This is a genomic window from Parafilimonas sp. (genome assembly GCF_047606085.1).
Lineage (GTDB): Bacteria > Bacteroidota > Bacteroidia > Chitinophagales > Chitinophagaceae > Parafilimonas.
Window position 1 is genome coordinate 1 of record NZ_JASGEX010000069.1, and the last position, 15,101, is coordinate 15,101.

The 15,101-nt window shown below is 41.5% G+C and carries 15 protein-coding genes; 8 read left to right on the forward strand and 7 right to left on the reverse strand.

The features are described 5' to 3' along the window. Positions 1–208 (reverse strand): hypothetical protein (locus QM629_RS06295; protein ID WP_415158315.1); only part of this gene is annotated, 208 nt, incomplete at its 3' end. A gap of 112 nt (positions 209–320) precedes the next feature. Beyond that, the gene (locus QM629_RS06300; RefSeq protein WP_415158317.1) at positions 321–1,688 is read right to left on the reverse strand and encodes a DUF1080 domain-containing protein; all 1,368 of its coding nucleotides are present in this window, start codon (positions 1,686–1,688) and stop codon (positions 321–323) included. Between the two features lie 180 nt (positions 1,689–1,868). On the opposite strand from QM629_RS06300, the gene QM629_RS06305 reads away from it, so the two are divergent. The 5 genes from QM629_RS06305 to yidD all read left to right on the forward strand — a co-directional run bounded on the left by QM629_RS06305 (position 1,869) and on the right by yidD (position 4,377). Further along, the gene (locus QM629_RS06305; protein ID WP_415158319.1) at positions 1,869–2,402 is read left to right on the forward strand and encodes a hypothetical protein; all 534 of its coding nucleotides are present in this window, start codon (positions 1,869–1,871) and stop codon (positions 2,400–2,402) included. A gap of 94 nt (positions 2,403–2,496) precedes the next feature. Then, positions 2,497–3,399 (forward strand): DnaJ C-terminal domain-containing protein, encoded by a 903-nt coding sequence (locus QM629_RS06310; RefSeq protein WP_415158321.1) that lies wholly within the window; start codon positions 2,497–2,499, stop codon positions 3,397–3,399. 3 nt (positions 3,400–3,402) lie between these two features. Continuing rightward, the gene (locus QM629_RS06315; RefSeq protein ID WP_415158323.1) at positions 3,403–3,714 is read left to right on the forward strand and encodes a chaperone modulator CbpM; all 312 of its coding nucleotides are present in this window, start codon (positions 3,403–3,405) and stop codon (positions 3,712–3,714) included. Between the two features lie 59 nt (positions 3,715–3,773). After that, a complete protein-coding gene (gene rnpA, locus QM629_RS06320) occupies positions 3,774–4,172 on the forward strand; it encodes a ribonuclease P protein component (RefSeq protein WP_415158325.1) in 399 nt (132 codons plus the stop codon). After that, complete coding sequence (gene yidD / locus QM629_RS06325) at positions 4,147–4,377, forward strand: membrane protein insertion efficiency factor YidD (RefSeq protein WP_415158327.1); 231 nt, start codon at positions 4,147–4,149, stop codon at positions 4,375–4,377. The genes rnpA and yidD overlap by 26 nt, the downstream gene beginning before the upstream one ends. Before the next feature lie 256 nt (positions 4,378–4,633). On the opposite strand, the gene QM629_RS06330 is transcribed toward yidD, so the two are convergent. Next, positions 4,634–5,071 carry an Hsp20/alpha crystallin family protein gene (locus QM629_RS06330; RefSeq protein ID WP_415158329.1) on the reverse strand — a complete coding sequence of 146 codons (438 nt, stop codon included), beginning with the start codon at positions 5,069–5,071 and terminating at the stop codon, positions 4,634–4,636. A 267-nt stretch (positions 5,072–5,338) separates the two neighbouring features. Here QM629_RS06330 and QM629_RS06335 point away from each other — a divergent pair, with 267 nt between their 5' ends. Next, positions 5,339–6,652, forward strand: coding sequence for a prolipoprotein diacylglyceryl transferase (locus tag QM629_RS06335; protein WP_415158331.1), 1,314 nt, complete (start codon positions 5,339–5,341; stop codon positions 6,650–6,652). A 271-nt stretch (positions 6,653–6,923) separates the two neighbouring features. Here QM629_RS06335 and QM629_RS06340 read toward each other — a convergent pair whose 3' ends face one another. From QM629_RS06340 to QM629_RS06350, 3 genes are all read right to left on the reverse strand, one after another. Further along, positions 6,924–7,349 carry a TerB family tellurite resistance protein gene (locus QM629_RS06340; protein ID WP_415158333.1) on the reverse strand — a complete coding sequence of 142 codons (426 nt, stop codon included), beginning with the start codon at positions 7,347–7,349 and terminating at the stop codon, positions 6,924–6,926. Between the two features lie 132 nt (positions 7,350–7,481). Next, positions 7,482–9,134: an alpha-glucan family phosphorylase gene (glgP, locus tag QM629_RS06345; RefSeq protein ID WP_415158335.1), complete on the reverse strand. Its 1,653-nt coding sequence runs from the start codon at positions 9,132–9,134 to the stop codon at positions 7,482–7,484. Between the two features lie 88 nt (positions 9,135–9,222). Next, on the reverse strand, positions 9,223–10,170 hold the full coding sequence (locus QM629_RS06350) for a hypothetical protein (RefSeq protein ID WP_415158337.1): 948 nt from the start codon (positions 10,168–10,170) through the stop codon (positions 9,223–9,225). Between the two features lie 244 nt (positions 10,171–10,414). Here QM629_RS06350 and guaB point away from each other — a divergent pair, with 244 nt between their 5' ends. After that, positions 10,415–11,902 (forward strand): IMP dehydrogenase, encoded by a 1,488-nt coding sequence (gene guaB, locus QM629_RS06355; protein WP_415158339.1) that lies wholly within the window; start codon positions 10,415–10,417, stop codon positions 11,900–11,902. 277 nt (positions 11,903–12,179) lie between these two features. Here the strand turns inward: guaB and QM629_RS06360 are convergent, their stop codons facing one another. Beyond that, positions 12,180–13,832, reverse strand: a complete 1,653-nt coding sequence (locus QM629_RS06360) for a CTP synthase (RefSeq protein ID WP_415158341.1) — start codon at positions 13,830–13,832, stop codon at positions 12,180–12,182. Positions 13,833–14,235: 403 nt separating this feature from the next. Between QM629_RS06360 and QM629_RS06365 the strand changes: the two genes are divergently transcribed. Further along, on the forward strand, positions 14,236–15,101 hold an 866-nt coding region (locus QM629_RS06365), incomplete at its 3' end, for a malate dehydrogenase (protein WP_415158343.1).

The window sequence follows — 15,101 nt, forward strand, 5'->3', positions numbered from 1 at the left end:
CAACCTGTCCCGAACCAGCTTCGGGAGGGGAATGCCTGCCTGCCGGTGAGGCAGGTACATAGCGAGGTTCTCCCGAAGCAAGTTCGGGACAGGCATGAGACCATTGAAAAAACAAACTTGTACGAATGAAGTTTTGAAATTGCCAGTGCGCCTTTGCGCCCCTGTATGTTCCGGCCGCAAACCGGCAAGCCGCCGCCCGGGTTTTCATTAATAAAAAATTGCCGGTATGTGATAAACTGTAATCATTATTTAGGTTTTTGGGTATTACGGGTGAATGAGTTACAGATAAACAAATTCAGGACAATAACATTCACAATTCATCACTCAAGCACTTTAATCTTAATGCTCCTGAAACTCACTTCATCGCCATGATCCTGCAACAAAATATGCCCTTCTTTTCCTTCGCCAAAATGATCCCATATTTTGTATTTGCTTATGGCAACCAGGTCTTCAAATGCCTTTGAGCCACGTTCGTATTCCAATACCTTAATACCGTTAAGCCAATGCTCCACATGATTGTTTGGGTACACGATCACCCTTCCCCAGTTCCATTTGCCTGGCTGGTTAAAATAACGTTCACTTTTATTGGCAGGAATTAAATCGTACAGGGAAGATAAGGTCCTGTTACCGTTTCTTCCAAGCTTTGCATCAGGATGGAGCTTATCATCCAAAACCTGAAATTCCAGCCCGATGGCAGAGCTGTCGCTATTCTCTTTCAGCGTTACAAAATATTTTACACCACTGTTGGCGCCGGGCGTTAATTTAAACTGAAATGTAAGGTCAAAAGCGCTGTATTGATCTAATGTAACAATATCGCCGCCGTTTCTTCCCTGTTCGCCATGTGATTTTAAAACGGTTATCATACCGCTGTCAATCTTCCAGCCATGATCGGGGAAGCCTGTTTTAAAAGCGCCGCGCCAGCCATTTGAAGTCTTGCCATCAAACAATAATCTCCATCCATCACCTGCTTCATCTTTTGAAAGATTATTGGGAATTGTATTTACAATAAAAACATCTTGCAGAAAAGCTGCCGGCACAAGCCCGCCTGTTTTAATCTTAATATTCTTCCAATACATTTTTTTACCAGCCATAGAAGCATCAGAAACTGCATGCACCTGCAGGGCGATAAAACCTTTTGATGAAGCATTGTCAATTAAATACGCCACCGGCTTATCATTTATCCAGGTTTTAATGGTATTGCCAATACATTCAATTGTATAATGGTTCCATTCGCCGGCCTTAAATACATTTTGCACTGAAGGATTAAGCGTAACAGGATACAGCCAGCCTCTTCTTGCCTCTTCATAAATACCGCCGCTCCACGCCCTTGACGAAGGGTCTTCTTCCACCTGGTAGCCATATACGCGACCCTTATTATCGCCGTTTATTTCATCTGCATTATAATGGCTTCTTATCTGTACGCCGCTGTTGCTGGCCGTGTCATCCACCCTGGCATCAAATGTTAAAATAAAATCCCCGTATTCCTTATCTGTTGCGAGGAATGTATTGGGAGAGCCGCCAACGGTTGTGCCCACAATCATGCCATCCTGAACCGCATAATCGCCCGAGCCCACCACGCGCTTCCAGCCTTTAAGCGTTTTACCATCAAACAAACTGGTGAAACCATTTTGCGAAAAGCAAAAGCAGGCTGTAAACAAACACAGCAAAAGCAAAGCAACATATTTCATTGGCAAAATTTTATGATTTTTTAATTGAACATTATTATTGAATGTTGTTTATGTCAACTGAATAATTAAACCGCTTTGAATTATTTTGGCTTTTTAAGCGCTCTTATGCGCCGCCAATATACACAATAAAAAAATTATGACTGTTCTGTCAAAATTCTTTTACTTCAATAAAAATTTATTATGAGAACAGTATATGCTTCTTTGATCGTTTGTTTTTTAGTGGCATGCAACTCATCCGGTAAAACACCTGAAACAGATGGCACAAATACCTTAACGGCGCCCGATGAAGCCGCTATCAAGCAGGCAGTTGATAATGCATATAAAGCGCTTGGTTTTTCAGCAGGCAAGCAACCGGCATTTGATAGCATTCAATATGCTTTTATACCACAGGCGCAACTCATCAATTTTATTGCAGACACTGCGCAAATATTACCTATCGGCGATTTTGTAAAAGCATACAAAAACTATGTTGAAACAAGCAAGCTGCAATCGTTTAACGAAGAAGAAATTTATGGAAAGACCGACCAGTTTGGCCATATTGCACAACGCATCAGTTCTTATAAAACCTATATCAACAGAACAGATATGCCTGCCGAGCGGGGCGTTAACAGCTTTCAGCTTATTAAAACAAAAGACGGCTGGAAAGTATCCAGCATAATATGGGATATAGAAAACAAAGATTTGCCTATACCCAAAGCTTATCTTCAGCAATAAGATGGCTGGTTACCTGAAACTTGAAACCTGCAACGAACCAAAAAAAACTTATTTACCTTCAATTATCCTGATATAGACTGATAAACATATACGAATGGCATTTGTAGATTATTATAAAACATTAGGCGTAGAGAAGAATGCAACAGAAGATGAAATAAAAAAAGCCTATCGCAAACTTGCAAGAAAATATCATCCTGACCTTAACCCGAATGATGCTGACGCCAATAAAAAGTTTCAGCAGATAAATGAAGCCAACGAGGTTTTAAGCGATCCTGAAAAACGAAAAAAATATGACGCGTACGGCGAGCACTGGCAGCATGCGGAACAATATGAGCAGGCAAGGCAGCAACAGCATGCACAATCATCCCAGGGATGGCAGGAATATACTTATTCCGGCGGGCAGCATGAAGGGGATTTTTCGGATTTCTTTGAATCATTGTTTGGTAATGCAAGAGGCACACGCAGCAGCGGCAGAAGCACGCATGCCAAGTTCAGGGGCAACGATTATAATGCATCTTTACAATTAAGCTTACGGGATGCATATACAATACATAAGCAAACATTTACCATTAATGGCAAACAGGTAAGGATAACCGTGCCGGCCGGCGTGGCAGATGAACAGGTTATTAAGCTGAAGGGTTATGGCGAGGAAGGCATAAACGGCGGCCCTAACGGCGACCTGTATATTACTTTTAAAATTGAAGATGATGCCGGGTTTAAGCGTGTTGGCAACGACCTTTACACAACGGCTGAAATTGACCTGTACACTGCCGTGCTTGGCGGAGAGCATATACTTGACACATTGGGTGGTAAGATTAAATTAAAAGTAAGCCCCGAAACGCAAAATGGAAGCACGGTGCGGTTAAAAGGCAAAGGCTTCCCGGTATATAAGCAGGAAGGTAAATTTGGCGACCTGTTTGTAACATGGCAGGTTAAAATACCAGCCCACCTTACCGAAAAACAAAAAGAATTGTTCAGGCAACTATCTAAATTATAGTTTATGGAAAACAAGAACCTGGTACCGGCTATGATGTGCTGCGAACATTATAAAATTGAATTATCATTTATACATTCATTGGAACAATACGGTTTTATAAGAACTGTAAAGGTTGATGCAGATGAATTTATTGAAGCAGATGAACTGAAAACGCTTGAAAAATTTATACGGATGCATTATGACCTCGATATAAATATGCAGGGGATTGAAGCTATAAATTTCCTATTGGAACGTGTACAAGATATGAAGCATGAAATCGCATATCTCAGAAGCAGGTTAAATGTATATGAAAAGAAAACGTTTCATAACGATTAATAATGACCGCAACAAATGAACGCTTACGTTGAAACAATAACATACCTTGCCGGCATACCTTGGCAAAAATTTTTTCATATAACAAACACGAAAAGCTAAAAAGCAAAAAGCAGATAGATAACCTATTTAAAAAAGGTAAAAGCTTTACCGTTTTTCCGTTGAAAGTTTTTTTTGTTTTTGCAGATGATACGCAGGATGATGCCATTAAAACGGGCGTTGGCGTAAGCAGCAGGCATTTTAAAAAGGCGGTTCATCGCAACCGTGTAAAGCGGTTATTGCGTGAAGCTTACAGAACAGAGAAATTACCATTGCATGAAACACTTGGCAACAACGAAAAAAAACTCGCTGTATTTTTATTATTTATTGATAAAACATTACCGGAATATTCTTTGCTGAAAGAAAAAATGCATGCCTGCATTCAACGATTAATACATGAAGTGGATATTAAAAATACTTAGCTATCCTTTTATATTACTGATAAAAATTTACCAGAAGATAATATCGCCTGTATTAGGCCCGCAATGCAGGTTTACACCAACGTGCAGCAATTATGCGCTGGAAGCCTTTAAAAAATATGGTGTATTTAAAGGTGGATGGCTGGCTATAAAACGTATTTCCAAATGCCATCCCTGGGGCAAAAGTGGGTATGATCCGGTACCGTAAAAATTTGAGTGTTCACGGGTTATAATCAGATGTTGAGTATTGAGTATTCAATGTCATTTAGTTAACCTTGTTTTGACCTCACCCTAAATCCCTCCCGAATGGTCGGGAGGGACTTTGCAAACATGCCTTAACTAAACGACATTGATTGCATATTGAGTATTTCTTAATTCAGCAATGTTGAACCATAGTGCTGTGCCGCAAAAAACCCTGTGTAAAAACACAGGGCTTAACCAAAACCAACTGCTACGAAAAAACCTTATTGTATAGTAATTTCTTTAGGCAAAACTTTTACTTCTTCTTTTTTAGGAAGAAAAAGCTTTAAAATGCCATCTTCATATTTTGCCTGTATGCTTTCGGTATTTACCACATCTTCTATGCGGAAGCTGCGTTTAAAGCTTGTAAAATTAAACTCGCGGCGATGGATTTTGTACTCGTTGTTATCGGTTTTATTTTCTGTTTCGCTCTTCTTTTCATAGCCTACAGTAAGTAAACCGTTTTCAACGTTCACTTTAAAATCTTCTTTCTTTAAGCCCGGGGCAACTAATTCAAGATGAAAACCATCATTGTTTTCGTGAATGTTCACCGGGGGATTATTCCAGCCAAATTCTTTACCCACAGTTGCCGGTAAATTGCTGAATAATTCATCAAATAAATTGTCGAAAGTTCTGTAATTACGTTTTACTAAGGTTGCCATAGTATTTTGTTTTTTGTGTTCTTTAATCATTTGGTTTTATAATGCTCAAACAACATACCACTACATTTTTCAGGAAAAAACTGCACATTACCAGTAAGAACCATGACAAAATTTCAAAATATGGAAATTTATCGGGACTTTTTGTCAAGAATCTTTCATTTGACTTCGTTTCTATGATTTGTTTGTTTATGTTTAAGCTTATAAGCCAGGTGTTTTAAACAATGGGTTTATTCTTTTAGTATCATTGCACGTTTTTAAAATAAATGCATGTATCCCAATCTGTATTATTTATTTAAAGAGGTTTTTGGATGGAATTTGCCGGCATTGAAGATTGTAAACACTTTTGGTTTTTGCGTTGCCATATCTTTTTTAGTATGTGCTTGGCTGCTGGTTAAAGAATTAAAGCGCAAACAGGCCTTGGGTTATTTTACCTATAAAGAAGTAACTATTGAAGCTGGTAAACCCGCAGGCGTAACAGAACTGCTTATAAATTTTTTTCTCGGTTTTCTTTTGGGATATAAAATCCTCGGCATTTTTATTATTAAAGGCGCGATGAACGATCCGCAGGAATTTATTTTTTCTTCGCTGGGAAGTTTGCCCGCGGGTATTTTGCTGGGGTTGTTCTTTGCGGGTTTTAAATGGTGGGAGAAGAACAAATCAAAGCTGCCCAAACCAGAGAAAAGAATAATAAGAATATGGCCAAGCGACCGCGTTGGCGACATGACCATTATTGCTGCCGTAGCCGGTTTTGCCGGCGCAAAGATTTTTGACAACCTTGAAAACTGGGATCGTTTTATCCAGGATCCGATCGGCAATTTATTTTCCGCAAGCGGCCTTACTTTTTACGGCGGTTTAATTGTGGCATCACTTGCCCTGCTTTATTATTTCAGAAAAAATAAAATAAGTTTTATAAATGTTGCCGATGCCTGCGCACCGGGTTTAATGTTTGCTTACGGATGGGGCAGAATGGGTTGCCAGGTTGCCGGCGATGGCGACTGGGGCATTATAAACAGTGCTTTTGTAAGCAACGCAGAAGGCGGTGTTCAATTAGCGAATTCACCTTCCGAATTTCAAAAGGTATTGACTGATAACGCTTCTTATTATGTGAGCCAGTTTGGCGCGCTCAATGATGTGCAGCATGCAGCCGTAAAACCGTTTTTAGGCTTGCCTAACTGGCTTTTTGCCTATACTTATCCGCACAATGTAAATGGCGAAGGCATTCCGATTTTTGGCTGCACCTGGGATAATTATTGTAACCATTTACCGCTGCCTGTTTTTCCCACGCCTGTTTATGAAATTGTAGTTTGCCTTTTATTATTTGCTTTTTTATGGTCAATAAGAAAAAGAATAAAAATACCGGGCCGGTTATTTGCCATCTATCTCTTTGTTAATGGCATTGAAAGATTTTTGATAGAGCACATTCGCGTAAATACAAAATACCATTTTCTTGGCATCAATCCAACGCAGGCTGAAATAATCTCATTGGGCTTAATTATAGCAGGTGCTGCGCTGTATGTATTAGCGCCTAAATTAAAAGCATCCAGGCATCTGGCGGCAAACATTGATACAACTGCTTCTTAGAAGTTGTTGGGCACATTTCAATTTTTCGCAGGCGGGTGAGACACCCGCCTGTAGAACCCGCTACCGGCCGGCGTCTCACCGACCGGAAAGATATATGAATCGAAAAATTGAAATGCGCCCAAGTTTTGTTTGAGTTAATAAAAAAACATTATCACCAGTATCGGTCTGATGCTTTTCAAGTGGCAAAAATGAATTAAACAGTTTCCTGAAGCGTCTGACCGTTATTCATAGTCAATCTTAATCAAATAACTCAAACAGGTTCTTAAACAGCTTAAAATATCTTTTCTATTTCAACGGCTTTGCGTTGAGTGGTCAGCTTATCTACTACATGCTTGTCCTCATTGCTAACTTCAAGTTGCACGGCTAATTTAGACAGCAATGCATCCTCATCAGCCGTTAACTGCTGATCGCTTAAACATAACTCAATACAATAAGAATATAAGGCAAGGTTCTGCACAGGGTTTATCAGCTTTAATAGATATTGCAAAAACGCATTTTCATCTTCCATATTTTCTTTGTATGACCTGTAATGCAATAGCTCTTCTTTAAAATTCAGGTCTTTATGAATTTGCAGGTCAACAAATTTTGAAGCCACGGTATTCACCTCTTCCTGTGTGAAATTTCCATCTTTAAAACAACAATGTAAAAAAAGATGGCAAATGGCTTCATCCTGCGTGGTAATATAATCTTCGTACATATTAAATGTTTTTAGGGTTGAATCAACTTTAATGCCGCGATAAGTAACCTGAATCGTCAAACGTAAATGGCTATGCGCTATTTCATTACTGACAACTCATTTTTAACGTAGTAAGCATTGAATAACATAGAATTACTTATACAGTTTTTCATAGTACTCATGCGCCATGCGGTTGCTGTCGAACTGTACGCGCACATCACGCATGCCATTTTTTCTTATCTGGCGCCAGGTATCAGGCTGCTCATAATATATGGGTAAAATCTGCTGTTCAAGTATCTCGTAAATCTTATTAAGGTCGTAGGTATCCTGTTCCTGCACGCTCATACTGTGGTAATCTGCCTGCGGCACCACAAAGCCGTTGTTGCCGTTATTAATAAATTCCGGTATCCATCCATCATCGGTAGAAAAATTAACGGCGCCGCTCATGGCAGCAGTCATGCCGCTTGTTCCGGAAGCTTCCCTTGGCACACGCGGATTATTAAGCCATACATCCGCAGCCTGTTTCAATCTTTTGCTTAACGCCAGCTCATATCCTATAAGCACGGCCACGTTTTTATAGTTCTTGCTTAACTGAACCAGGTTGTTGAACTGGGTAATTGCCGGGTAATCTACCGGGTATGGTTTGCCCGCCCATATAATTTGAACCGGGTATTTTTTATTATTTACAAGCGCATTAAAGCGTTCTATATCCCATGAAAGAAAATCGGCCCGTTTATATCCTGCAAAACGCCTTGCCCATACAATGGTTAATATGCTTGGATTAAATAATTTGCCTGTTTGATCGGCAACAATTTCAAATGCCCGTTTTTTCAAATACCATTTACGGTCATCAAAGCGCCAGTCGTTATTTTCATCCATGGAAGCATACAATTGCTTGTCGGCCCAATAACGCCAGTTTTGTGCATTGGTGATGGATATGATCGGGCAAATGCCGCTATACCTGTTCCACATTTCATTAGACACTTTTCCATGCAGTTGCGAAACGCCATTGGCCAGTCTTGCAAACCGCAGTGCGGCCAAAGAATGATTGAACTGGTCATCTTCAATGCCTGTAAGCTTTCTTACTTCATCAATGCTAAAACCACAGAAATAGCTCATTTTCTGACAGAGATAAATATCGTGCTTTTCATTACCGGCTTCTTCCGGTGTATGTGTGGTGAAAACAAGATGTTCTTTCAGCTTTTCAACGCTCTTGTATTTCTGCAGCAGATAGAATGCAGCAGAAATGCCGTGCGCTTCATTTAAGTGATATACGTCAGGATTAAAATTTAATTCATCTACCAGCTTCGCGCCGCCTATGCCCAATAGCATAAACTGCGCCACCTTGGTGGAAACATTGGCATCGTATAAACGGTGGCAGATGGTTTGCGACACATAATCGTTCTCCGGCAAATCGGTGCTTAATAAAAATAAAGGCGCCGAATTAAATGTCTCGGGATTGAGGTAATATGCCTTTACCCATACCGGTACATCATGTATAATTATCTGGAACTTGATGCCCGTATCTTCCAGAAAGCTGTATATTTTTTCCATCCAAGTAACCTGCAAAGTCTGATCCTGGTTGCGGGCCTGGTCGTAATAACCGTATTTCCATAAAATGCCTATGCCTATCAGGTTTTGCTTTAGCTCATAAGCGCTGCGAAGGTGCGAGCCTGACAAAAAGCCCAATCCCCCGCTGTAAATTTTTAATGGCTGGTGAATGGCAAACTCCATGGAGAAGTAAGCTGCTCTCTTAGCATAACGATCATCTGTAGTATAAGGAACTTTAAAATTTTTAAAATCCATAGCTGTTGGTTTTTGTAAAAAGCGCCGCAATATAAGTTTAAAATGAATAAATGTACTTTTTACACATTTAAGAAGCAGGCGCAGTTAATTATCCGTGCTTTGCCTTTTCAGTTTTTTTCTTCTTAAAAGTAAAGTCAAAAGGGCAGGTTATGCCGCGGTGGTTTCCGCAATTGTCTTCTTCTTTTAGGGTAACAGTGCTGCCTGCAAACCTGAAGCGGATAACGCAGGGATCACCGCTTTCGGTAAATATGCCATTCTTTTCACCTGTTAAATTCAATACGCCTTTTAATTCACCAACGCAATTGCCGGTGCTCTTTTCAAAATGAACAAAAAAGAAATACGCGTTTGCATTTTTACCGTCCCGCACCGATATAAAATTCTTTTTGTCCTTTATATAATCGCCGCTATACTTATTCACAGCCGGAAATGTATCAATCGGGTTAATAATCTCACTGTTCCTCGCTGTATCTTCATTGGAATCGTTTAATACATTGGAAAATGTTTTTGCGGAAGGGCTGTAAGCGTAGCCGTTTCTTGTATATAAGCTTATGTTATTAATTCGTTTCTCCTTTTTAAGGATGAAGGTGGGTTCTTCTGTTATGGAAACACTGTATTTATAATCGTCTTTTTCACCCGGAGTGAGCAGTGGAAATGATGAGAGGAATCTATGCTTGTCGTCCAGCACAAAAACACCAAGGCTGGTTTGCCTGCCTGCTGTAAATGTGGCCAGCAAAAAATCCCTTTCCTTTTTTCGGATAATGCCTGCCGGGTGAATGATGGCCTTTCCTGCATTCCCGGTAAAGCGTTTTAATGCCGTATCTGCTATAAACTGGGTAAAAACAGTTGTGCTTATAACAGTAGTGTCGCCAAAATTTTTTAAAGCCGTGTCGCCAATGTAAGCAGGAAGTTTTATGTCGGCAAAGGCATGCAGAAAGTCTCCGGCACTTACTTTTTCAGTACCGGAAAGGGATGCTTTATCATGTTTGCAGCTATAAAAAAACAGGAAGAATAATAACAGCGCGTAAATTTTATGCATGTACATTAATTGATTGCATAAACATATAAAAATCCCCGCACATTTTTAAATGATGAGTGAACGGGTGATTTCAAAAAATTTCGCAGGCGGGTGCTGCCACCCGTCTCTGTAGAACCGCTGCCGGCCGGTGTTCCCATTGAACGGAAAATTATCGAAAAGAAAGAAAAATTAAAATACGCCTGAATTAACGTATTGCTACACTTCAATTTTTTGTGACCAATTGTTTGCAGTTATATCTTTGCACATGGCAACAATAAATAAAGCTTCAAACGAAACCCGTTTTTTTGGGGAAGGTTTAACCTTCGATGATGTGCTCTTAATGCCGGCTTACAGCCAGGTTCTTCCCCGCGAAACAGATATTTCCACAAGACTTACCAAATCACTAAAACTTAATATTCCCATGCTGTCTGCAGCCATGGATACGGTTACAGAAGCCAGTCTTGCTATTGCCCTGGCAAGGGAGGGCGGCCTTGGTATCCTGCACAAAAACATGTCCGTTGAAAAACAGGCTGAACAGGTAAGAAAGGTAAAAAGAAGCGAAAGCGGGCTGATCGTTGATCCCATTACCCTTACGCCGGATTCAACCATTGGCGATGCTTTAAAGCTGATGAAAGAAAATAAGATTGGCGGCATTCCTATTGTTGACAAAAATAATTTCCTTGTTGGCATTCTCACCAACCGCGATCTGCGGTTTGAAACGGATAAGAAGAGAAACGTAAGCGAGGCCATGACAAAAGAAAATCTCATTACTGCACCCGATGGCACCGACCTTAAAAAAGCTGAAACCATTCTGCATAAATATAAAATTGAAAAGCTGCCTGTTGTAAACAAGGCAGGCAAGCTTACAGGGCTTATTACATACCGGGATATTCTGCAACTGCGCAATTATCCCAATGCCGTTAAAGATGAGTTTGGAAGATTACTTGTGGGCGCAGCATTAGGCATTACAAAAGATTTGAATGAGCGTGCCGCGGCGCTGGTAAATGTGGGCGTTGATATTGTTACTTTAGACAGCGCGCATGGCCATAGTAAAGGTGTAATTACTGCTTTAAAAGCCTTGAAGAAGCGCTTTAAAAACCTACAGGTAATTGCTGGTAATGTTGGTACGGCCGCCGGCGCCAAAGCATTGGCGGAGGCTGGTGCAGATGCCGTAAAAGTGGGTATTGGGCCAGGCTCTATTTGTACCACGAGAATTGTTGCAGGTACCGGTGTGCCGCAGTTAACAGCCATAATGGAAGCTTCATCGGCCTTAAAAACATCAGGTGTTCCATTAATTGCCGATGGCGGTATTCGTTATACCGGCGATATGGTAAAAGCCCTGGCTGCAGGCGCCGGCACAGTTATGATGGGAAGCGTTTTTGCCGGCACGGAAGAAAGCCCGGGCGAAACGATTATTTATGAAGGCAGGAAGTTTAAAGAATACCGTGGCATGGGCAGCATTTCGGCAATGGCGCAGGGCAGCAGCGACCGGTATTTCCAGGATGTGGAAGATGATATTAAAAAGTTTGTGCCCGAAGGCATTGAAGGCCGCGTTGCCTATAAAGGCTTTTTAAGCGAAGTAGTGGCCCAGTTTACAGGCGGATTAAGAGCAGGTATGGGTTATTGCGGTGCAAAAACACTGGCTGAACTGCAAAGTGCCACATTTGTAAAAATAACCAATGCCGGCATGCGGGAAAGCCATGCGCATGATATTGAAATAACAAGGGAGGCGCCTAATTATAGCAGGAGGTAGGGCGGCCCATCCTAAATCCTTCCCAAAGGGAAGGACTTGTGCATCCCTAAAATTTTGAATTTTTCTTCCCGTTTTTGATTCACTGTTTTTAGCAGTATAGCCTGTAATAAAATATAAAGTCCTTCCGTGTCGGAAGGACTCTCCTTTTTCTAACAATATCGTGTTGCGTTGCTATTTTTAAATATAAATAAGAAAGCAACGGTTCAAATTCATTCAACAATTAAAACATTCATGAACTAAGCCCCTCTCCACAAGTGGAGAGGGGTTGGGGGTGAGGTCATATCATTTCGCTTTGCAACAGCGGGGGGTTCTTCACCTCACTGCGCAGCTCGTTATAGGTTTTAGCGGCAGCAACAAACTCAACAAACAGGGGCGCCGGCTTTTCTACCGTACTCTTTAATTCCGGGTGATATTGAACGCCTATAAAGAAAGGATGGTTTTTTACTTCCAGTATTTCAACCAGGTTTGTATCGGGGTTAACACCGCTGGCCATCATGCCGTTCTTTTCAAACCGGTCAAGATATTTATTATTGAATTCATAACGGTGGCGGTGCCTTTCGCTGATTAATGTTTTACTATAAATATGGTGTGCCAATGTTCCGGGCTTTATTTCGCAGGGGTAAGCGCCCAGGCGCATGGTGCCGCCCATTTTCCGGATGTTTTTCTGTTCTTCCATCATATCAATAACAGGTTCGGGCGTTTGCGGGTCCATCTCTGTTGAATGTGATTTTTCAATACCCAGCACATTCCGCGCAAATTCAATAGCGGCCATTTGCATGCCCAGGCAAATACCGAAGAACGGAAGATTGTTTTCGCGGGCATACTGCACGGCGATTATCTTTCCTTCAATACCACGCTTGCCAAATCCGGGAGCAACCAGCAAGCCATCAAGATGTTCCAGCTTTTCTTTCACGTTTTGCCTGTTCAGGCTTTCGCTGTGCACATCAATTACATTCACTTTCACTTCGTTTATGGCGCCGGCATGTATAAAGCTTTCCAGTATTGATTTATAGGCATCCTGCAGCTCCATATACTTTCCTATCAACCCGATATTCACTTTGCTTTTCGGGTATTTCAATTTGTCAAGAAAGCTTTTCCAGTTCCTCAGGTCGGCTTCGGGCACCAGCGTGGTATTTAATTTTTTCAGCGTAATTATATCCAGCTTTTCGCGCAGCATGATCAGCGGCACTTCATAAATGGTAGAAGCATCCATTGCTTCAATAACCGCTTCCGGCTTTACATTGCAAAACAAAGCGATCTTTCTTTTAATATCATTATTCAGCGGCTCCTCTGTTCTGCAAACAATAATATCAGGGTGCACGCCTGTTTCACTCAGCATTTTCACGCTGTGCTGGGTTGGTTTTGTTTTTAATTCTTTCGCGGCACGCAAATATGGAATTAAGGTGAGATGAATAACGCAAACATCGCCTTCCGGCAGTTCCCACTGCAGCTGCCGCACGGCTTCTATAAATGGGAGGCTTTCAATATCGCCCACCGTTCCGCCAATTTCCGTTATCACAATATCGTAATTGCCATCATTGCCAAGCAACAGCATGCGGCGCTTGATCTCATCCGTAATATGCGGCACCACCTGTACTGTTTTCCCCAAAAACTCACCGGCGCGTTCCTTGTCAATTACAGTTTGATAAATTCTGCCCGTAGTTACATTGTTTGCCTGAGACGTATAAATATTTAAAAAGCGCTCGTAATGGCCAAGGTCAAGATCGGTTTCCGCGCCATCTTCGGTTACATAACATTCGCCATGTTCATACGGATTAAGCGTTCCCGGGTCAATATTAATATAAGGGTCAAGCTTTTGAATTGTAACCCTGAAACCCCTTGCCTGCAACAACTTTGCAAGCGAAGCGGCAATAATGCCTTTGCCTAAGCTGCTCGTTACACCACCGGTAACAAAAATATATTTTGCCATAACTTAATTATTTATAGTTATAATAATTTAAATGTTCTCGGGTGTTTTATTATGTTACCGGCAGCAGTGCTCTATTGAGCACGGTTGCGTCGCATCACTTGCCTGTCCCGATCAATTCGGGGTACTACAAATCTTTATTCAGCAAAAAAAGAAAACCTGCACAGCCATTACTGTGCCTTGTTTTCATTGAATCTTATGTAAATGGTTAATATTCCGGCGACCGGAGAGATAAAATTTCTCAGTGGTCATGCAAAGCTAAAACTTATTTTCTGTGCCTCGAAATTTAGAAGTAAAAACTGCGCAAAAGTGGAAAATTTTTTATTCCTGTTAAGAATCAGGGAAATGTGATTTGCTGGCGCTTACCTTTGCACCCCGAAATGATTGTTCACCAAAAAAATGAAATATGAAAGTTACGGTTGTAGGCGCCGGTGCTGTTGGTGCAACCTGTGCCGATAACATTGTGCGCAAAGAAATAGCGCATGAAGTTGTATTGCTCGACATTAAAGAAGGCCTTGCTGAAGGCAAAGCACAGGATATGATGCAAACCGCTGCCCTGCTTGGTTTTGATACACGCATAAGCGGCAGCACGGCCGACTATGCAAAAACGGCTAACAGTAATGTAGTTGTTATTACATCCGGCCTGCCCCGCAAACCCGGCATGACCCGCGAAGAACTGATTGGCACCAATGCAGGCATTGTAAAAGGTGTTGTAAGCAGTATTTTGAAATATTCACCCAATGCCATCATTATCGTCATCAGCAACCCCATGGATACAATGACTTACCTGGCGCTTACTGCAAGCGAATTGCCGAAGAACAGGATAATTGGCATGGGCGGCGCCCTTGACAGTGCACGGTTTAAATACCAGCTAAGCCAGCACCTTAACTGCAGCCCGGCAGACCTGAATGCAATTGTAGTAGGCGGCCACGGCGATACAACCATGATCCCTTTAATAAGCAAGGCAACATGGAACAGTGTGCCGGTTACAAATTTTTTAAGCGAAGAACAGCAAAAACAGATTGTAAACGATACAATGGTTGGCGGCGCCACGCTTACCAAACTGATCGGTACATCTGCATGGTATGCGCCCGGCGCCGCAGGCGCCGCATTGGTTGAATCTATTGTGAGAGATGAGAAAAAATTATTTACCTGCTGCGTTTATCTCGATGGCGAATACGGCCAAAGCGATATTTGTCTTGGCGTACCTGTGGTTATAGGTAAGAATGGCTGGGAAAAAATTGTTGAAGTGGATTTAACGGAAGAGGAAAA

What these genes read in the sequence shown, in the direction of transcription:
- QM629_RS06300 (WP_415158317.1), bottom strand. Translation starts at nt 1,688, where the DNA reads ATGAAATATGTTGCTTTGCTTTTGCTGTGTTTGTTTACAGCCTGCTTT.
- QM629_RS06305 (WP_415158319.1), top strand. Translation starts at nt 1,869, where the DNA reads ATGAGAACAGTATATGCTTCTTTGATCGTTTGTTTTTTAGTGGCATGC.
- QM629_RS06310 (WP_415158321.1), top strand. Translation starts at nt 2,497, where the DNA reads ATGGCATTTGTAGATTATTATAAAACATTAGGCGTAGAGAAGAATGCA.
- QM629_RS06315 (WP_415158323.1), top strand. Translation starts at nt 3,403, where the DNA reads ATGGAAAACAAGAACCTGGTACCGGCTATGATGTGCTGCGAACATTAT.
- yidD (WP_415158327.1), top strand. Translation starts at nt 4,147, where the DNA reads ATGAAGTGGATATTAAAAATACTTAGCTATCCTTTTATATTACTGATA.
- QM629_RS06330 (WP_415158329.1), bottom strand. Translation starts at nt 5,071, where the DNA reads ATGGCAACCTTAGTAAAACGTAATTACAGAACTTTCGACAATTTATTT.
- QM629_RS06335 (WP_415158331.1), top strand. Translation starts at nt 5,339, where the DNA reads ATGTATCCCAATCTGTATTATTTATTTAAAGAGGTTTTTGGATGGAAT.
- QM629_RS06340 (WP_415158333.1), bottom strand. Translation starts at nt 7,349, where the DNA reads ATGTACGAAGATTATATTACCACGCAGGATGAAGCCATTTGCCATCTT.
- glgP (WP_415158335.1), bottom strand. Translation starts at nt 9,134, where the DNA reads ATGGATTTTAAAAATTTTAAAGTTCCTTATACTACAGATGATCGTTAT.
- QM629_RS06350 (WP_415158337.1), bottom strand. Translation starts at nt 10,170, where the DNA reads ATGCATAAAATTTACGCGCTGTTATTATTCTTCCTGTTTTTTTATAGC.
- guaB (WP_415158339.1), top strand. Translation starts at nt 10,415, where the DNA reads ATGGCAACAATAAATAAAGCTTCAAACGAAACCCGTTTTTTTGGGGAA.
- QM629_RS06360 (WP_415158341.1), bottom strand. Translation starts at nt 13,832, where the DNA reads ATGGCAAAATATATTTTTGTTACCGGTGGTGTAACGAGCAGCTTAGGC.